The sequence below is a fragment of the Lysinibacillus sp. NPDC093197 genome (genome assembly GCF_044754025.1).
Lineage (GTDB): Bacteria > Bacillota > Bacilli > Bacillales_A > Planococcaceae > Lysinibacillus.
The window spans coordinates 179,478-199,128 of the sequence record NZ_JBIVOH010000006.1; the positions used below are offsets into that span (position 1 = coordinate 179,478).

General features: G+C 36.7%; 14 protein-coding genes. 8 read left to right on the forward strand and 6 right to left on the reverse strand.

Features of this window, described 5'->3' with window-relative positions:
- Nucleotides 1-68: 68 nt before the first annotated feature.
- The 4 genes from ACIP9G_RS16520 to asnB form a co-directional block, all read right to left on the reverse strand.
- Nucleotides 69-1,574, reverse strand: coding sequence for a GGDEF domain-containing protein (locus ACIP9G_RS16520; RefSeq protein ID WP_401020782.1), 1,506 nt, complete (start codon nt 1,572-1,574; stop codon nt 69-71).
- 163 nt (nt 1,575-1,737) lie between these two features.
- The gene (locus ACIP9G_RS16525; RefSeq protein ID WP_401020784.1) at nt 1,738-2,451 is read right to left on the reverse strand and encodes a pseudouridine synthase; all 714 of its coding nucleotides are present in this window, start codon (nt 2,449-2,451) and stop codon (nt 1,738-1,740) included.
- An 8-nt stretch (nt 2,452-2,459) separates the two neighbouring features.
- Nucleotides 2,460-4,073 (reverse strand): putative polysaccharide biosynthesis protein, encoded by a 1,614-nt coding sequence (locus ACIP9G_RS16530; RefSeq protein ID WP_401020786.1) that lies wholly within the window; start codon nt 4,071-4,073, stop codon nt 2,460-2,462.
- A gap of 253 nt (nt 4,074-4,326) precedes the next feature.
- A complete protein-coding gene (asnB, locus tag ACIP9G_RS16535; RefSeq protein WP_340822972.1) occupies nt 4,327-6,174 on the reverse strand; it encodes an asparagine synthase (glutamine-hydrolyzing) in 1,848 nt (615 codons plus the stop codon).
- A 198-nt stretch (nt 6,175-6,372) separates the two neighbouring features.
- On the opposite strand from asnB, the gene ACIP9G_RS16540 reads away from it, so the two are divergent.
- Nucleotides 6,373-7,623 (forward strand): BaiN/RdsA family NAD(P)/FAD-dependent oxidoreductase, encoded by a 1,251-nt coding sequence (locus tag ACIP9G_RS16540; RefSeq protein ID WP_401020788.1) that lies wholly within the window; start codon nt 6,373-6,375, stop codon nt 7,621-7,623.
- A gap of 540 nt (nt 7,624-8,163) precedes the next feature.
- Here the strand turns inward: ACIP9G_RS16540 and ACIP9G_RS16545 are convergent.
- Nucleotides 8,164-8,856, reverse strand: a complete 693-nt coding sequence (locus ACIP9G_RS16545; protein ID WP_340822970.1) for an AIM24 family protein — start codon at nt 8,854-8,856, stop codon at nt 8,164-8,166.
- 354 nt (nt 8,857-9,210) lie between these two features.
- The gene (locus ACIP9G_RS16550; RefSeq protein ID WP_340822969.1) at nt 9,211-10,482 is read right to left on the reverse strand and encodes an L-lactate MFS transporter; all 1,272 of its coding nucleotides are present in this window, start codon (nt 10,480-10,482) and stop codon (nt 9,211-9,213) included.
- Nucleotides 10,483-11,447: 965 nt separating this feature from the next.
- Here ACIP9G_RS16550 and ACIP9G_RS16555 point away from each other — a divergent pair.
- The 7 genes from ACIP9G_RS16555 to ACIP9G_RS16585 all read left to right on the forward strand — a co-directional run bounded on the left by ACIP9G_RS16555 (nt 11,448) and on the right by ACIP9G_RS16585 (nt 19,186).
- Entirely contained in the window at nt 11,448-12,935 is a 1,488-nt protein-coding gene (locus ACIP9G_RS16555) for an ATP-binding protein (protein ID WP_401020792.1), read from the forward strand.
- A complete protein-coding gene (locus tag ACIP9G_RS16560; protein ID WP_340822966.1) occupies nt 12,932-13,600 on the forward strand; it encodes a response regulator in 669 nt (222 codons plus the stop codon). The genes ACIP9G_RS16555 and ACIP9G_RS16560 overlap by 4 nt, the downstream gene beginning before the upstream one ends.
- A gap of 356 nt (nt 13,601-13,956) precedes the next feature.
- Nucleotides 13,957-15,000, forward strand: a complete 1,044-nt coding sequence (locus ACIP9G_RS16565; protein ID WP_340822964.1) for a DctP family TRAP transporter solute-binding subunit — start codon at nt 13,957-13,959, stop codon at nt 14,998-15,000.
- Between the two features lie 56 nt (nt 15,001-15,056).
- The gene (locus tag ACIP9G_RS16570; protein WP_401020795.1) at nt 15,057-16,103 is read left to right on the forward strand and encodes a DctP family TRAP transporter solute-binding subunit; all 1,047 of its coding nucleotides are present in this window, start codon (nt 15,057-15,059) and stop codon (nt 16,101-16,103) included.
- A 126-nt stretch (nt 16,104-16,229) separates the two neighbouring features.
- On the forward strand, nt 16,230-16,727 hold the full coding sequence (locus ACIP9G_RS16575) for a TRAP transporter small permease (protein WP_340822959.1): 498 nt from the start codon (nt 16,230-16,232) through the stop codon (nt 16,725-16,727).
- Nucleotides 16,708-17,976, forward strand: a complete 1,269-nt coding sequence (locus tag ACIP9G_RS16580) for a TRAP transporter large permease (protein ID WP_340822957.1) — start codon at nt 16,708-16,710, stop codon at nt 17,974-17,976. Before ACIP9G_RS16575 ends, ACIP9G_RS16580 begins: the two co-directional genes overlap by 20 nt.
- A gap of 10 nt (nt 17,977-17,986) precedes the next feature.
- Nucleotides 17,987-19,186, forward strand: a complete 1,200-nt coding sequence (locus tag ACIP9G_RS16585) for an MFS transporter (protein WP_340822955.1) — start codon at nt 17,987-17,989, stop codon at nt 19,184-19,186.
- Nucleotides 19,187-19,651 lie beyond the last annotated feature (465 nt).

Sequence of the window (19,651 nt, forward strand, 5' to 3'; positions counted from 1 at the left end):
ACTTCACTTATAAAAGCACGAGTCACGTAGGTCAGCAGTTTACCTGTTCCTACTTGTCTCGTGCTTTTTCACTTTTCTTCTGTCGATGCAACTTCATCATAACTGGAGTATTGGTCTTTACCTGCTTTCTTAGACAGATACAATGCTTTATCAGCTCGTTCAAATAAACTCAATTCTGTTTCATTTGGTTTTTCACAAATTACCCCGCCCATGCTAACAGAAATTACAGACCATTTCATATTATCGACATTCTTTAAACCTCGTATTTTCGCTAAAATGGCATTTGCTAACTGCACCATAAGCTCATCGTTCGTATCATATAAAACAATTGCAAATTCATCGCCGCCAAATCTTACAACAAAGCCATTGTTTTTCACGGCTTCATTTAAAATATTGGCTGTTTTAATAAGAATTCTATCGCCTTCTGCATGACCAAATTGATCATTTACTTGCTTAAAGTTATCTAAATCTATTAATAATAAACCAGGCGTATTGGCTTTTCTTTTTCTTAATAACTTATCCATTTTACTTATATATGTAGCACGATTGAATACATTTGTTAGTGGGTCATACGTTGCTAATTGTATCGTTTTAGATAACAATCTATTAATAACCATCAGCATAATAAATGATGTTACTAATGCAATCATCAGAACAAACCAAAACTGTCTCGTATTATTGGCAAGTGCAGTCAGCTTCGTATCGTTACCATATTTCACATACACTACTCGCTTTGTAGATGCACCTCGAATAGCCTCTGCCTCATATGGTATAAAACGATATGTCTCTATATAACCATTGCCTAACTCTTGTTGATATTCAGCTGGCTCCATCGTTTGAAGAGCTAACTTAAAATGCTCCTGAAATTTTTTTGATTGGTTTTTTACAGTAGTTCGACTGGGATCTGTGTCTGAGAAAAAAATACCCCCTGCATTAATCGTTCGTAAATCTAGCAAATCAGCGTATTTATCAATTAAATAATCAGCGGTTTTCCCAAAATTGAACGTTTGAAAAACAGGCACTTCACTTAATTTCAAGCCAAGCTCTAATAAATATTTTTTATCAGGCGTTGCCAAATAACTAAATTTTCGATACTCACCTGTAGTTGTCGAAATATCAATGCCATCTGTATAAAACTGTCCACTCGCTCTTCTTTCATCTAATAAAGCAGAAAAGTTTTTACAGCAAAGGGAAAAATTCAGCCCTCTATCTTTTTCAAATGTTGTATAAATGACGGTATTCGTTTTATCTAATATGTATATATCCATGCCATGGTTGCTTTTCATTTGCTGTAAATCCCACGTAGCAAGATTAGGATTTTCCTTATAATAAATAGCTAATGCTTGCAGTTCTTGTTCCATGTCTTCCGAAATATTTTTATCAAAATAAAAGTGTGCATTGTCTACAGTTTGCATATCCGTTAGAATATGATTTTCAATTAATGTTCGATTACTAGCTTCTTGGTCTTCAATATTTGCCACAAGTATTTGCCTATTTACAGAAGAAATTACAGCAACAAGTATTAACGCAAAGGCAATTAAAGATATTAATAATTTAATTCGTAGTTTTTTCATTAACATGTCCTCTACTCATCTTCACTATCATTATTTGAACATAAAATTTTCGGTACGCTATAATCCCCTATAATATTTTATTGATATATTATATTATACAGTTATTGGGACAAACATGTATAAAAAAATCCTCGATACTAAAAGTACAGCATCGAGGATTTTTTTAATCTCTATTTTGTAAACCTGCTAATTCTTCAGACGTTAACTCACGGTACTCACCTAATGCTAAACTTTCATCAAGTAGTAGGCTACCCATAGAAAGGCGTTTTAAGTAGATAACATGTTTACCAACTGCTTCAAACATACGTTTCACTTGATGAAATTTACCTTCTTGTATCGTCAATTCAATTTCTGATTGCGGTGCAGATTTCAAAATGACTAGCTCGCCTGGCTTTGTTACATAGCCATCATCTAACTCAACACCACGAGCAAATATTTCTCCGTCTTCCTGCGTAACAATGCCCTCAATTTTGGCATAGTACACTTTTGGTACATGTTTTTTTGGAGATAATAAATTATGTGCCAATACACCGTCATTCGTCAACAGTAACAAGCCTTCTGTATCTTTATCTAAACGCCCAACAGGAAATGGTTGAAAATGCTGGTGTAGGGGATCTAATAAATCAATGACCGTTTCATCTCGTAAATCTTCAGTTGCAGAGATAACACCAGGAGGCTTATTCATCATATAGTACACAAATTCTGTATATACAACACGTTCACCATAGACGACAACATTTTGTTGTTCGGGGTCAACATGCATTGCTGCATCCTTCACATATGTGCCATCAACGGAAACTGCCTTTTGTTTTAGGAGTTGCTTAACTTCCTTTCGTGAGCCATAGCCCATATTCGCTAGTAATTTATCTAAACGCATAGTTCCTCCTATTTAAATCCAAATTTACTTGTAATACGTGTCAATCGCTCACCAAGTAATTTTTGTGCTAAGCCTAGACGTAATGACAAATATCCATAAACAGCAATACCCACTGCCGCACAAATAACAGAGTATACGAGCGCAGAGAATTTGCCATCCACTGGTCCCATCACAAGTTCTAATAGCTTATGGACAATTAATACACTTACTGCCATCGCAGCTGTTAAAAGTGTAATAAGCATTACGCGACGTAATACCATTTCTGATTTATAATTAAGCGTTTTTCTAAGGACTAACATATTAATAATAATGGATACACTGTAGCCAATTGCAGTTGCCAAAATAGCTCCATCTGCTTCTAACCAACGAATGAACGTTATATTAAGTGCTAGTTTGACTAAAATACCTGATAGTAAGCTGAAGACAATCCACTTTTGAAAGTCGATGCCTTGTAGCAGTGCAGCCGTTACTTGGAACAACGCAAATAAAATCGCAACTGGTGCATAATGTGCTAAAATAGCTGCGCCCATCTCACTTTCTGAATAAAGCATAAAGTAAATTTCATTTGCTAATAATGAAATACCAACAACAGCAGGCAAGGTAATGAAAATCAATATTTGATACGTTTTATCCATCGCATGACGTAGCGATAAATACTCGCCCTGTGTATAATATTTTGTTATTGTCGGTACTAGTGCCATCGAAAAGCCAGTAGCTAGCATAACTGGAATAATTACAACTTTATGTGTTGTAAAGTTGATCATCGATAAATATTCATCTGTAACTTTCGCTAAGCCAATTGAACTCATCGCTCCATTAAACGTTAGCATATCCACTAATTGAAATAATGGATTGGCAACCCCTACAAATACCATAGGAATCGAATATGTTATCACTTCTTTATAAATATTCGACATTGGTAGCTGTGTTGAAGTAACACTTTGACTACGCAATAAATTAAATTCAGGTTGATATTTTTTCCAATAGTAATAGAGCACCATTAAACCACCAATTGCACCGATAAAGGCCGCAAATACGGCAAAAGAAACTGCTGTTTCAGGTTTGCCATTAAACACAACTACTACTAAGAAAGAACCACCTAATAACACGACAATTCGGACAATTTGTTCCACTAACTGCGAGATTGCTGTTGGTTCCATTTTGTCATAGCCTTGGAAGAAGCCACGCCACAAACTCATAAATGGCACAACAATCAGTGCAAAACTTACCCAGCGGATAACAGAAGCAATTTGCTCAACTGTAAATTTCTGTTCATCACTTTTTATAACGAGCTCACCAATCGGTGTTGCAAGTATAAAAAGTGCAGCAAATGACGCAATACCCGTAATCATCATAATGAGTATACCTGACTTCATCAGCTTGCGACCTGATTGATAATCTCCCATTGCATTGTATTTAGAAACAAACTTAGAAACAGCAATGGGTGCGCCTGAAATGGCTATTGCTAGCATAATTGAGTAAGGAATATATGCATATTGATACAGCGCGATATTTTCTTGCCCAACAATCGCATAAAAGGGAAAAATATAAATTAATCCAAGCACCTTGGATAAAAACATCCCTAAAGTTAATATCGCTGTACCTTTCATTAAATTGGACATCGTATCCATCCATTCATTAGTAAAATCAAGCTTTTATAAGTGATCAAACGTCATCACTTTTGAAACAATAAATAAGTAAACCAACTGTTATCTTAACATATTTAAAAGAAAACAGATGCATAATTACGCTGAAAAATTTTCGAAGCAACATCCCAAACTTCAATCGATTAATTTGATGTTAAATAATTAGCACATTCCCAAAAAAATAGCGGTTCAAAAAATCGGATAGATTCTTTGAACTGCTACTTCTATGTTACATATCAACAAAGAATTGTTTATACCATACTAAGAACACATAAGCTGTCCAAATATAGCGACCACGATTTGCTTTGCCCTCATAATGTTCATCTAAATAACCAACTAATTGTTTTGTATCAAAAAACTCATTGGCAAAGTCAGTTGTAAACATGTCCTTCACCATATTGTAATACTTTTCTTCACGCAACCAGTGGCGAATTGGTACTGGGAATCCAAGCTTTGGACGCTTTGCCCATTCTTCTGGTAACTCTTGATGCGCTGCTTGACGAAGCACATATTTCGTATCGATATCATTTACTCGGTATTTTGATGGAATGTCTTTTGCAAGTTCCATTACTTCTTTGTCTAAAAACGGTACACGCAATTCAATAGAATGCGCCATACTCATTTTATCAGCCTTTAATAAAATATCTCCAGGCATCCACAAATTCAAATCTAAATACTGCATTTTTGTAATATCATCATCACCTGGTACTTCATCATAAATACGTTTTGTAATCGTTTTGACAGAAGGACCGTTTTTGTAGTCAGGTTTTAGAACATTTAAAGCATCTTCCTCATCCCAAACAACCGCTTCCCCAATAAATCGTTCTTCTACGGTTTGACCGCCTTTTACAAGGAAATGCGTGTACTGGTTTTTAGGTAACGCTTCTGCAACACCACGTAATGCTTTTCGAATACCGAATGGCACCTTCTCGTATTTTTGCATTCTACCTGAGTTTTGGTACCAAGAATAGCCACCGAAAATTTCATCCGCACCTTCACCTGAAAGGACTACTGTTACATCCTTCGCCGCTAGCTCTGATAGGAAGTAAAGCGGTACAGAAGATGGGTTTGATTGTGGCTCATCCATATGCCACTGAATTTTTGGTAATGCTTCAAAACATTCATCCGCCGAAATATATTTACGCTCGTTTTGAATGTTTAATGTATCTGATAAATCTTTTGCTAAGTTTGTTTCATTGAACATATCTTCATAGTCAGAGAAGCCGACAGAGAATGATTTATCAGGGCGTAATAATGATGTAATATAACTTGAGTCAATACCGCCAGATAAGAAAGAACCAACCTTTACATCACTAATTTGGTGGGCGTCTACAGATTCTTTCACTGTTGAACGAATATTTTCCACATATTTTTCAATTGGCGCTTCTTTAGCATGGAATTTTTTATCCCAATATTGCACAATTTGTTTTTGTCCATTTTGAATGACCATATAGTGCGCTGGTGGTAATTTGTACACACCTTTAAAGAATGTTTCGTCCATTGAAGAATACTGGAATGTTAAGTAAGGACGTAATGCATTTTTGTTTAATTCTTTAATAAAAGCTGGATGTGGCATGAAAGATTTGATTTCTGAACCAAAAATAAATGTTCCATCCGTTGTGTTTTCCGTATAGTACAACGGTTTAATGCCGAAGCCATCACGTGCGATAAATTGTAAATCTTTCTTTTTATCCCATATACAGAATGCGAACATCCCGCGAAGCTGTTTGACGAATTCTACACCGTACTGGATATAGCCGAAAATTAATACTTCACTATCTGATTTAGTTTTAAACGTATGACCCTTTGCTTGAAGGTCTTCACGTAACTCTTGGAAATTATATATCTCCCCATTGAAAACAAGCACGATGTCGCCATCTGGGCTATAAAGAGGTTGATTTGCCACGTCTGATAAGTCAATAATACTTAAACGACGGAAACCTAACGTTACTTTATCGTCACTATGAATACCACCACTGTCCGGTCCACGGTGAATAATCGTATTCATCATATTTTCAATTGTTTGGTGATGATCAATCACATTTGTTCCATTAATATAGCCAATAAATCCGCACATCTATTTTTTCACCTCATAATTTAGTGCATAACCTCTACCATCATAGCACGAAAAGCCGTTCATTTCATGCAGTCATTATAGATAAAAAATTATAATGCACTTTATTATAATTTTCAATGTAAAGTAGCCGCCCTCTATATAGACTTCATGTATAATAGGAAAAGTTCCTAAAAATGAAAAGAAAGTGAGTTCACATATATGTATGATGTAATCGTTATTGGTGGTGGCCCTTCTGGATTAATGGCTGCTATCGCTGCTGGAGAACGAAAAAAGAAAGTTTTACTACTTGAAAAAGGGACAAAGCTTGGTAAAAAGCTCGCAATCTCTGGAGGTGGGCGTTGTAACGTAACGAACAGACTCCCTGTTGAAGAAATTGTTAAACATATTCCTGGCAACGGTCGTTTTTTATATAGCCCATTCACTGTTTATAGCAATGAAGATATTATTGCCTTTTTCGAGGGCCTAGGTGTTGCATTAAAAGAAGAAGATCATGGTCGTATGTTCCCTGTGTCAAATCGTGCGCAAGATGTCGTCGATGCACTTATTCGTCAATTGCAACGACTACATGTTGAAGTTCGCTTAAATACTCCTGTTAACAAATTATTAATGGATGAAGAAAAAATTATTGGTGTGCGCTTAGCGGACGGTATAGAAGTACGATGTGAGGCCGTTGTTGTTGCAGTGGGAGGAAAGGCAGTCCCTCAAACAGGTTCTACAGGTGACGGCTATCCTTGGGCTGAGAGAGCTGGCCACAATGTAACAACACTATTTCCAACTGAAGTACCCATTTTATCGAAGGAAGAGTTTATTCAAACAAGAGAGCTCCAAGGACTAGCATTACGAGATGTTGCGGTTTCAGTTCTCAATAAAAAAGGCAAGCCAATTGTAACACATCAAATGGACATGCTCTTTACGCATTTCGGATTAAGCGGTCCTGCCGTTTTACGCTGTAGTCAATTTGTTGTCAAAGAGTTGATGAAAACTGGTTACGAGCCTGTCACAATGCGAATTCAAACACTTGTGGACTACAATGAAGAAACATGTTTGCAATATTTAAATAAACTTATTAAAGAAGAACCGAAAAAAGCTGTGAAAAACGTTTGGAAAGGTGTCGCACCAGAACGCTGGCTATTATTCTTATGTGACCGTGCAAACATTGATGTTCAAATGACTGGCACTGAATTATCTCAAGAAAAAATCCGCGCTCTAGCACATCTACTAGTTAATTTCACAATGACTGTTAGTGGTACGCAATCTCTCGACAAAGCATTTGTTACAGGTGGTGGCGTATCTGTAAAAGAAATCGAACCGAAAACGATGGCGTCCAAGAAAAAGTCAGGTTTATTTTTCTGTGGTGAAATTTTGGATATTCATGGCTATACAGGCGGCTACAATATTACATCTGCACTAGTAACAGGGCGAATTGCAGGAATGAACGCCGCATTATAAATAACTCGATTCGATTGGCAACGACAAAGGTGCCAGGACAAAACTTTAAAATATGTTAGAAGAATGCACTAGTTGATGGTAGCGGAGGCGGTGACTCCTGCGGGAACGCACGCAGCGTAAGACGCAACAAGCCGCGCGTTAGCGAGGGTTGCGGCTTACGTGTGTGCCCGCGGAAAGCAACCGCCGTAGCGGACATCAACGGCATTGCAAAAAGGGTTGGATTGTTGGCATTTTCCCGCTACGCAAAATGGATGAAGCCTTCGCTATGCTTACTTTTGCAATAAGAAATTTAGAAGAATGCACTAGTTGATGGTAGCGAAGGCGGTGACTCCTGCGGGAACGCACGCAGCGTAAGACGCAACAAACCGCGCGTTAGCGAGGGTTGCGGCTTACGTGTGTACCCGCGGAAAGCAACCGCCGTAGCGGACATCAACGGCATTACAAAAAAAAGTGTGAGATTGATGGCAGTCAATCTCACACTTTTTCACTTTTGTCTCTGCTTCTTTGCAACCTTGAATTACTGATACCGTAGCGCTTCTTTTAACTTTCACCAGACAAATAAACCTCTTCATATGGCTGAATAATGACAAACCCTTCGCCAGAGAAAGCCATTTGAATCGATTCACCACTTCCACGTCCAATAAACGTACGGAAGCTAATATCTGTTTTAAATTCAGGTGTTAAATTGCCTGACCACGCTACTGTAGCATGTGGATCTGTATAAACCGTCTCACCAGGCTTCACTAATAAAGTTAAAGGCTCAAAATGAGTTGTAATGGCTACCTTACCTCTTCCTTGTAATGTTACATTAAACAATCCACCAGACATAATACCAGCCATTTTACGCATTAAATGAATGTCCCAATTGATAGTTGGTTCAAATGCCAGTAAGTCATTTCCGTTTACACAAATGCTTTCATCTTTCAAATCAAAAATAGTCACTTTTTTCCCTTGATCAGCTAAATAGAGACGTCCCTTCCCTTTTGCTTTCATAAGTTGCGTTCCTTCGCCTGTCAGTGCCTTTTTAAACATTTTTGAAAGACCATGCTCTAAAACACGTTCCCGCTCAAACTTAATATCGCCTATGTATGAAATCATAGCCCCCATTTTAGACCAGACCTCACCATCTAAGTTAACCTCTAGTACACGTTCCGTTTCTAACTCAAAATATTCGTTTACATGATCATTTTGTTGTGTCGTGTTTACGAAGTCGTTCAATGAATACTTCCCCATGTACATCTCCTCCTCTTTATTACCTTATATACGTTGCATGTCACGAAAAGATTCACTTACTCTTGTTACTTTCATCAGCCAAACGGAAAGAACACATTCATTTACGATAATTTTGATTATCTCCACAGTAATGTGCTGTCATCAATAAAAGAATATCGTTGCAAAAATTCTCTTTTAGTACCAAAATCACTTTATTTACCATAATAATGTTGACATCAACAAACAGCTGTTATATGTTAGACGGAGATTAATCAAGTGTTGTATAACAATCGCTACAAATAAAAACCGCATCAGTGTCATATGCGAAATGACACTAATACGGCTATACCTTCAAGTGTGAATTGAAAGTGAAAATTATCGTGTAGCGGAGACGTCTCCAACTTTTTGTGATGCTGCTTTTAAAGCTGTTTGTTTACGTACATCAGCACGCAACGTTATTGAAATAATGAATGAAATGGCAATCAATCCTGCAAATATATAAAAGACAGGAATGTAACTGTCATAAGCATTTCTAATAGTACTCACTAGAAGTGGACCAAATACGCCACCTAATGACCAAGTTGTCAGTAAATAACCATGGATGACACCAAGTTGTTTAGTACCAAATAGATCACTTGCGAATGCAGGTAGGTTTGAGAAACCACCACCATAACAACTAACTACTAAGAAAATAAGTGCTTGGAAAATAATAACGTTTGTCGTATGTGGTAATACGATAAATGTAATAAGTTGTGCTGTAAAGAAAATAACAAAGACGTTTGGACGACCAATATAGTCAGACACAGCAGCCCAAATTAATCGGCCACCACCATTGAATAACCCCATTACTCCTACCATTGCTGCGGCACCCGCAACTGATAAGCCCACAATTTCCTGTGCCATCGGAGATGCTACAGAAATCATCATAATACCCGCTGTTACATTTACTAAATGCATTGACCATAACATCCAGAAATGCTTTGTTTTCACAGCTTCACGAGCTGACATAACAGCTAAGTCCGTTTTCACTACTTTCTTGCCTTTTTCTGCAGCCGCTTTCATATTCGCAGGCATATAACCTGGTTTTGGCGGTGCTATATATGAAGCCCCTAAAATCATTAACGTGAAGTAACATGCCCCTAAAATAAAGTAAGTTGTAGAAATGCCGACTGCTTCCATTAAGTTCGCTGCTACTGGTGCAGTAATAAGTGCACCCGAACCAAACCCTAATACAGCCATACCTGTTGCTAAACCTCGGCGATCCGGGAACCATTTAACTAAAGTTGATACAGGTGCGATATAACCAATCCCCATACCTAATCCGCTTAGTAAGCCGTAAGTTAGCCAGTACAATGTTACAGAATCCATAGAAATCGCAACACCTGCTCCTGCTTGTCCTGCTCCAAACAGCACTGCAGCTACCATAGCAGATTTACGTGGACCCATTTTTTCTACTAAACTACCAAATAGCGCTGCTGAAAAACCTGCAAGCCCCATCATAATTGTAAAGGCAATCGTAACCTTCGTTTCACTCCATCCCATTTCTGTGACAATCGGCAGCTTGTATACACTGTATGCATAGGCTCCACCAATTGAAAGGTGAATAGCGATTGCAGATAATGCAATTAACCATCTATTTTTATTCATAAATTCTCATTTCTCCCCTCTTTTGCTACCTGTGAAAATTCTATGAACGTCCATGTAAAACAATTTACCACTTATAATTATTCAAATGCAAGATGTTTTTCTAAAAAATATTATTTCTCTAAAAAGTTTTTTATCGTTCACCATATATTAATAATACAGAAATCACTACAGCCTCTAAGAAAAAATACGTTTATCGGACAATAACATCAACATTTTTTAGCTATTATTACTTTTCTACTGTACTTTATCGGTTTAAATAAACTATCTTAAAATAATTAAATATGTGCATAATTTCACATAGAAAATAATACTTCTCACTATAAGACAGCTAGATAAAAAATAGGAATTAGTTTGTTACGTAAAAATAGAAATAATCGACATACAGAAATATTAAGAACGAAAGAGAATTTTAAAACGATAACAAAGCAAATTTTCTTTGCGCAAAAAAATTGAAGTATCTATAACATAAGTAAGTTAAACCATTATATTATTTAAATGTAAATTATTTCTTAAAATTATCTTGTATAACCTCATTCTAAAGATAAATAGCCAATTATTTTTTATTATTCAAATATAAATTTTTATTTTGAAAAAAAATAAACTTCTATACCACTTCCTATTTATTTCCTAATACTAATGTGATATTAGAAAACAAATTGTTATAGTACACAATTAAAACAGATACTTTATAGCTGTTATTGTATTACAACAAGCTATTCTTTTATGGTACTTTATTATAGAATGATAGTCCTAGTTCATTGCTAGTAAAATGGGTTTTGCTTCTCTCCATTAAAATAGGATTTTCCTACATATTGAAATATTACAAGATAGAGGTGATGAATTAATAAAAGGCTGCTAATCTGGCATTCCTTTTCATTGTTATGAAAAACATATCATTACGACTCAAAATGTTTATATTTTCATTCATTATCGTTATTTTTTCTATCACTACGAGTGGGGCAATTATGATTCATAATTTAGCTGGTGCTTTAGAGAAGGAATTTGGAGCCCGTGCAATAGCTATAGCAAGAACTGTTTCTCAGCTTACAGAAGTACAAAAAAACGTAGGTACTAAAGAGGGATTTGAAATTATTCAGCCGATTGCTGAACGCATTCGATTAACAACAGATGTTGATTATATTGTCATCATCGATATGAAACGCATTCGTTATTCGCATCCTTCTGAAAGTAAGCTTGGTACCGTTTTTGAAGGGGGCGACGAAATAGAAGCTTTTTCACAGCATGAATACATATCTAAGGCACGTGGTGTACTTGGTTATTCCATACGAGCATTCGTACCAATTATGAACGAGGAAGGCACGAAGCAAGTCGGTGTTATTACTGTTGGGCTACTAGCACCAAAATGGTATGACCTTCTAGACGAATATCAATTTGATATATTAGTCTCCCTTTTTGGGGGTCTAGTAATAGGGTTAGGTGGATCTGTTTGGGTTGCTAACCATTTAAAGCGTCAAACCTTTAACTTAGAACCTTACGAAATCGCTCGTTTAGTGGAAGAACGTTCAGGTATTATTCAAGCGATGGATATAGGCATTTTAGCTACAGACGAAAGTGGAAACGTAACATTTATTAACCGTTTGGCCCGTCAGTATACGCATTACTTTGGACATAAAGTTTCTAGAAAAACTTTGTTTAAAGACACATGGCTTGCTGAAGACACCATTCAACAGCATGAGATTTATCGACCACTTTTAATGTACGAGCAAATGTATTTAGTTCGGACATTTCCCATTCGTATTATGGAACAAAATGCTGGCTATCTTATCATGTTAACTGACAGAAAAGAGGCAAATATGCTTGCTGAAGAATTAACAGGTATTAAAATGCTCGTCGATTCCTTGCGAGCACAGCAACACGAATACATGAACCGTCTCCATAGTATTGCTGGGCTTATTCAATTGGAGCGCAATGATGATGCTTTAAGCCTCATTATCGATGAAATTACGGATGAAGAGGAACTAATTCAAAGCTTGCATGATAAATTTCAGGATTATTCAATTCAAGGTTTATTACTCGGCAAATACTCACGTGCTAAGGAACTAGGGGTTGAACTCACAATTGATGAAGAATCTAATCTTGTTGATTTTATGAGTGGCTTATCGAGTGGCGATATTATTACAATCATTGGCAACTTATTGGACAATGCAATGGAAGCTTGCTTTGAATGTGAACACAAGGATGTTCACTTAACAATCATTGGTGATAAGCATTATTTAATTATAGAAGTACAGGACAGTGGTAAAGGTATTGAAGGCATACCCCAACGAATTTTTGATTACGGATTTAGTACGAAACAAAAAGAAGGACATGGCATTGGACTTGCACTTGTCAAACAAATTGTCGAATCCAACAACGGCACGATTCAAGTAGAATCCACTGTTCATATGGGTACAACAATTACAATTAATATAGGGGTGATAGAAGAACAATGAGCAAAATCACAGTTTTTATCGTAGAAGATGATCCAATGGTGCTTGAGGTAAACAAAGGGTTTTTGAATAAAATGAGCGGCTTTCAACTCATAGGGGAGTCGGTCAATGGACGTGATGCATATGAAAAAATCATTATTCAAAAACCAAACCTTATTTTACTTGATATGTTCTTGCCAGATATGACAGGAATGGAATTGTTTTTAAAAATTCGTGCACAACGTATTCCATCAGATATTATTATGATTACAGCTGCTCGAGATGCACCCACTGTACAAGAATCCCTTCGACTAGGTGCAATCGATTACCTTATAAAGCCATTTCGTTTTGATCGCTTTGAGAGGGCTTTGCTACAATATAAAAACTCTACAAAAAATTTATTAAGTACAGCTACTATTAATCAAGAGGATATCGATCAATGGTTAGGTATACAACATGAAATATTAGAACTTCCAAAAGGCTTAAATAACATTACAATGGAGCAAATTTTAGGTTACTTAACGACACATCAAGCACCGATTACTTCTGAACAGCTTGCACAAAATGTTGGTATGGCAAGAGTAACTGTACGAAAGTATTTAGACTTTTTAGCTACAAAAGGTACTGTGCATATTGAATTAAAATACGGAACTGTAGGACGGCCAACTAAATACTATTCTATTAAATAATAATGAATTGGTATATTATCGCTCTATTTTGTTGACCATTCCAATAATAGCTAAATACCAAGAATCTGTTCACTTTTCACGGGAAAGCAACAGGCATCTGTATACACTTTGCCTATCACACCTTGCTTGCTTTCATTTCCCATAGAAGATTAGCAGATTCTTTTTTTATATAGAAGCAACCCTACTAGAATTTACAAAAATAGCAATGTAGCTGTTTTGTAACAGTTTTTCAAAATAATAAATTGTTATATACCATAAATACCAAAATGTTCATTAATACCATAATATTGTGTATTTTAATATTTACAATAGAATAAGAAGCGTTCACATCTTAAATAGATTAGAGGTGAATTTGTATGTGGCGCAATCATATTAACAAGCAATTTGTTAGCGTTCTCATTTTACTGACAGTTCTGTTAGTTTCCTGTCAGCAACAAGATTTTCCTACTGATAATGAGCAGTTAAGTCATGAAGAACAAATTGTCATTCGATTTTCACATGTAGTTGGTGAAAACACACCAAAAGGAATGGCGGCAATCAAATTTGCCGAACTTATTAAGCAGCGCAGTAACGGTCATGTAGAAATTCAGGTCTTTCCAAATGGGGTTCTTTATAAAGACGGTGAAGAAATGAATGCACTTTTACGTGGAGATATTCAAATGATCGCACCAGCTATTTCAAAAATTACAACGCTCGTACCTGAGTGGTCAGTTATGGACTTACCCTATGCATTTAAAAATGCAGAAGAAGTGCATACATACGTTGATAGTGATGTTGGTCAATCTTTAATGAAGAAATTAAATGACCATAATCTGTTTTCAATCGGAGTTTGGGATAGCGGGTTTAAACAGTTTAGTAATAGTATCCGCCCTATTCATGATATCACTGACTTGAAAAACTTACGCATGCGTATTATGCCAAGTGATATTTTAGCAGAGCAGTTTTCTAGTGTTGGCGCCTACCCAAAGAGAATAGATTTCAATACCGTTTTCCATCAATTACAAAAAGGAAATGTAGATGGACAAGAAAATACACTCACGAATATTACTAGTAAAAATCTACATTCCCTACAAGACTACTTAACAATTAGTAATCATGGTTATTTAGGTTATTTACTACTCATGAACAATGAATTTTGGCAGTCCTTACCGAAGGATGTTCAAACATTGCTTATCGATACACTTGCAGAGGTACAGGAATGGGAATGGCAACTTGCAGAAAATCTTACAGCAGAACGTTTGCAAGAAATGGAAGCTTGTAATTGCATCAATATTCATTATTTCACGGATGAGGATGTTAAGAAATGGGAGTCAGCATTTGAACCAGTCTATGATTATTACGCCAAAAGTTATAGCAAGAAATACATACTTGCGCTGCCAAAAAACCAATCACGTCACTAACTTGGGTTTAAAGGGGATCCTTTTAACTATAATCAAAACTTTAAGGGGGATTTGAATTGAAAAAATGGCTTTTAATGTCACTTATAACTGTGCTTATGCTTGCATTAGCTGCATGTAGTGGCGATAAAAAAGAAGCAGCTTCTGCTCCAGCAGCTGATGGAGATGGTGGCTATACAAAAGAAAAACCACTTGTTATAAAATTTTCTCACGTAACATCAATTGATAGTGTTAAAGGGAAAGCTTCTGAAGCTTTTGCAAAATTAGTGGATGAGAAAACAGAAGGTAAAGTAAAAGTTGAAGTTTATCCATCATCTCAATTATATGGCGATAATGACGAGCTTGATGCTTTAGTATCTGGAAACGTACATATGATTGCACCATCTGTTACAAAAATGGTGAAAATTGACCCTCGTTGGCAGTACGTGGACATGCCTTACCTTTTTGAAGATGAAGAGCATGCTCGCAAGTTCTTTGAATCAGATGTAGCAAAAACAATTCTTGAATCAGATCAATTAGCAGCAAATGATATTAAAGGTTTAGTATTCTGGGAAAATGGCTTTAAACATTTTTCAAATAACAAACATCCGCTTGTCAATGTTGAAGATTTTAAAGGTTTAAAATTCCGTGCACAGGCAGGTAAAGTACTAGAAGCACAATTTAAAGCTTTACATGCTGGCTCAGCTACGATTTCATTCGGTGAGACATATGCTGCTCTTCAACAAGGAACAGTTGATGGACAAGAAAACACATTCAACAACTTCGATACACAAAAATACCAAGAAGTTCAAAAGTACTTCTCAGTATCTGAACACGGTCGTCTTGACTATGCAATCTTTGTTAACAAACCATTCTGGGAAAAGATCCCTGCTGATTTATTGAAAGCAGTTGAGGATTCTTTAGCTGAAGCTACAACTTTAGCATGGGAATTAGCTGCTGAAGAAAACGCAAAATCGTTTGAAAACATTAAGAACTCTGGTATTGAAGTGATTGAATTAACATCTGCTCAAAAAGACGCTATTAAAGCTGAGCTTGAGCCAGTTTACGAAGAGTTCGGTAAAGCTATTACGGAAGAATTAATTAATGGTATTCGTGATTTGAAATAAGTTCTTTAAACTGAGTGTCGATAAGTAATCGACACTCACTCTTTTTCTTAAAGTAAATCGCTTACAATCCCGTTTTACTTTATAGGAGAAAAATCTTATCATCTTATATTTTAAGGAGGCATCAGGATGAATGTTTTACATAAAGTATGGGGCTATTTAGAGGAAATTCTTGCTGGATTCTTTTTCGTAGCTGGTATTGCACTAATCTTCTACGGTGTAATGATGCGTTATATTTTTAACGAACCTCAAGCGTGGGTAGAAGAATTAGCACGTTACGCAATTATTTGGGGAACGTTTCTTGGCTTTGGTTTAGCTCTTCGTCACAATCAGCACATCCAAGTAGATATTTTATACGATAAATTAAAACCATCAAATAAACGCATTTTAGATTTAGTCGCAACAAGTTTAAGTATCGTATTTTGTTTAATTTATACGTACTTTGGTTTTGTATTAGTTGAGAATCGCTATACATCAGGCATGGTATCACTTGATATCGGCATTCCAATGTGGGTGGTCTACTTAGTACTACCGATTTCAGGCGTTTTATTTTTACTAAGATTCGTAGAAAGATTAGTCAATATTATACGAGGAAAGGACGAAGAATATGCTAATCCTCTTACTTAGTTTCTTTGTTTTATTATTTTTACGTGTACCTGTCGCAGTTAGCTTAGCACTTTCAACGATTTTAGTATTCTTCCAAATCGACTTTAATATGAATATGATTCCACAGCGAATTTTTACAGCGCTAGATTCATTCCCGATGATGGCCATTCCAGGATTCGTTCTTGCTGGTGTGCTCATGGCACGTGGTGGAATTTCTAAATATTTAATAGAGGCATTACGTGCTTGGATTGGTCACCTGCCTGGAGGACTTGCAGTCGTAACAATCGTTGCCTGTGCTATTTTCGCAGCGATTTCAGGTTCTTCACCTGCAACAGCCGCTGCAATCGGTTCAATTATGGTTCCTGCGATGATTTCTGCAGGCTATAAAAAGCGATACTCAATGGGGCTTGTTGCAGCTGGTGGTACGCTAGGAATTTTAATTCCTCCAAGTGTTCCGTTAATCATTTATGGTATTACATCCGAACAATCCATTGGTGAATTGTTCATGGCTGGTGTTATTCCTGGTCTTGCGTTAACAGGCATTTTGATTGTTGCTGCTATCTTCTATGCAAAGCGCAATGGTTTCAAAGGAGATGAGCCTGCCTCTTGGGAAGAACGTGGCCGTAAATCATTAAAAGCCATTTGGGGTGGTTTCTTACCGTTCTTAATTTTAGGAACTATCTATTCTGGTGTTGTAACACCTACTGAGTCAGCAGTTATTGCCGTATTTTACGGTTTATTAGTATCACTATTCATTTATCGTGAAATGAAGTTAAAAGATTTTCGTGAAGTATTAGTAGAGTCCATTAATATTACAGCGATGATTTTCTTAATTATCGGTGCAGCTTCACTATTCGGTTTATATTTAACGAACGCACAAGTTCCTCAGCAAGTTGGTGCTTGGATTGCAGAGAGTGATTTAAATAAATGGATTTTCATGATTGTCGTGAATGTTTTATTCTTTATTATGGGTATGTTCTTAGAAGCCGTTTCAATTATTTTAATTACATTACCAATATTGCTACCAATTCTTGTCCACTTCGATATCAACCTTATTCACTTTGCAATTATTATGACAATCAATATGGAACTAGGTATGATTACACCTCCAGTAGGTCTGAATCTTTTCGTGGTAAGTGGTATTGCGAAGGAAAAACTCGGAGAAGTTGTCAAAGGGGTTATTCCATTTATTATTTTAATGATTGTGTTCTTAGCTATCGTAGTTGTACTTCCACAATTGTCGCTTTGGTTACCAGAGCAAATGAAGTAAGGGCTTCCTTATGGACAGTGGCACAAAGGGGTATTCCATTCAAGATCGTCAATTTTGGCAGATTATTATTAGTTTAGGAGGAGCATCGGTTTTTGTTTTTGCCGCGATGTATTCAGTTCAACCATTGCTCCCCTTTTTTACAGAACAGTTTCATGTCTCAGTTTCATTTGCTAGCCTTGCAGTTTCGATTACGACGATATCGGTTATTATCGGATTAATTGTTTTAGGGTTTTTATCGGATCGACATGGAAGAATTCTTTTTATTAGACTATCAATCATTCTGACTGTCATTCCTTTTCTATTTATGCCATTAACTGATTCTTTTGTAACCATTATACTATTACGCTTTATTCAAGGCTTTGCTATTGCTGGTGTTCCTGCTGCGGCACTCGCCTATATTAGCGAAGAGATTGATAGCCAGTCAATGGGATTTGCTACCTCTCTCTATATTTCATGTAATGCGCTAGGAGGAACGATTGGCCGTTTGTTAATGGGCTATGTAACTGAACACTATTCTTGGGAGACAGCGTTTAGTTCACTAGCTTTGTTAGGTATAGCAATTTTTATAATGGTGTTGCTTACACTTCCGAAATCAAGAAATTTTACTGTCAACAATCGTACGATTTCAAAAGATTTACAAGGCTTTTGGCTCCATCTAAAAAATCCAAAACTGCTTATCTTGTTCGGACTAGGCATTGTACTCCAAACATCATTTAGTGGTATGTGGTCCTTCATTCCGTATTACTTAATAGAGCCGCCCTTTTCGCTTTCATTAAAAATGATTTCATTTATTTTTTTAGCGTATAGCTTAGGTATCGTCGGATCACCTATTGCCAGCTCACTTGCAGAAAAAAAAGGCATTAATCGCGTTCGAACATATGGGGTGTTTTTATTAGTTAGTGGAATAATCCTAACATTAAACGATTCACTCATTATCGTAATTGTGGGACTTTGCATTGCATGTTTAGGCTTTTTCACCGCCCATGCCTTAACATCAGCAACCGTTAGTCGTACAGCTATCCACCAAAAAGGCAGTGCGGCAAGCCTGTATCTCGTTTCTTATTATATTGGTGTTGCTTGTGGAAGTACGTTACTCAGTCCGATATGGCTACATTTTAATTGGTTGGGTATCGCCATCACAACCGTTTTCCTTCCTATAATATATATACTGTTTCTAAATTACACATTGCATAAAAAAGATACACAGTAATTTTAGTGCCATGTACCTACAAAAGTGCAGACACTCAAATTCCAAGAAAAAATCCACGTAGACACCTGCAGGAACGCACAGAACGTAAGACGCAACAAACCGCGCGTTAGCGAGGGTTGCGGCTTACGTGTGTGCCCGCGGAAAGCGCAGTGGATTTTTACGCTTTAGGAGCCGGTATTATGCCAGGAATCTAAGAGAGGTGCCAGGCACTCAAACATTTTACCAGGATGTTTTATGACTTACCAAGTAAAAATCCATGTAGACTCCTGTGGCTTACGTTGTGCCCGCGGAAAGCGCTCGCCCGTAGCGGAAATCAACGGTGGCAATAGTTCTTATTTAGAATACGCTTAGTGCCAGGCACTCAAACAATTTACCAGGATGTTTTATGACTTACCAAGTAAAAATCCATGTAGACTCCTGTGGCTTACGTTGTGCCCGCGGAAAGCGCTCGCCCGTAGCGGAAAT

What these genes read in the sequence shown, in the direction of transcription:
- ACIP9G_RS16520 (WP_401020782.1), bottom strand. Translation starts at nt 1,574, where the DNA reads ATGAAAAAACTACGAATTAAATTATTAATATCTTTAATTGCCTTTGCG.
- ACIP9G_RS16525 (WP_401020784.1), bottom strand. Translation starts at nt 2,451, where the DNA reads ATGCGTTTAGATAAATTACTAGCGAATATGGGCTATGGCTCACGAAAG.
- ACIP9G_RS16530 (WP_401020786.1), bottom strand. Translation starts at nt 4,073, where the DNA reads ATGTCCAATTTAATGAAAGGTACAGCGATATTAACTTTAGGGATGTTT.
- asnB (WP_340822972.1), bottom strand. Translation starts at nt 6,174, where the DNA reads ATGTGCGGATTTATTGGCTATATTAATGGAACAAATGTGATTGATCAT.
- ACIP9G_RS16540 (WP_401020788.1), top strand. Translation starts at nt 6,373, where the DNA reads ATGTATGATGTAATCGTTATTGGTGGTGGCCCTTCTGGATTAATGGCT.
- ACIP9G_RS16545 (WP_340822970.1), bottom strand. Translation starts at nt 8,856, where the DNA reads ATGGGGAAGTATTCATTGAACGACTTCGTAAACACGACACAACAAAAT.
- ACIP9G_RS16550 (WP_340822969.1), bottom strand. Translation starts at nt 10,482, where the DNA reads ATGAATAAAAATAGATGGTTAATTGCATTATCTGCAATCGCTATTCAC.
- ACIP9G_RS16555 (WP_401020792.1), top strand. Translation starts at nt 11,448, where the DNA reads ATGATTCATAATTTAGCTGGTGCTTTAGAGAAGGAATTTGGAGCCCGT.
- ACIP9G_RS16560 (WP_340822966.1), top strand. Translation starts at nt 12,932, where the DNA reads ATGAGCAAAATCACAGTTTTTATCGTAGAAGATGATCCAATGGTGCTT.
- ACIP9G_RS16565 (WP_340822964.1), top strand. Translation starts at nt 13,957, where the DNA reads ATGTGGCGCAATCATATTAACAAGCAATTTGTTAGCGTTCTCATTTTA.
- ACIP9G_RS16575 (WP_340822959.1), top strand. Translation starts at nt 16,230, where the DNA reads ATGAATGTTTTACATAAAGTATGGGGCTATTTAGAGGAAATTCTTGCT.
- ACIP9G_RS16580 (WP_340822957.1), top strand. Translation starts at nt 16,708, where the DNA reads ATGCTAATCCTCTTACTTAGTTTCTTTGTTTTATTATTTTTACGTGTA.
- ACIP9G_RS16585 (WP_340822955.1), top strand. Translation starts at nt 17,987, where the DNA reads ATGGACAGTGGCACAAAGGGGTATTCCATTCAAGATCGTCAATTTTGG.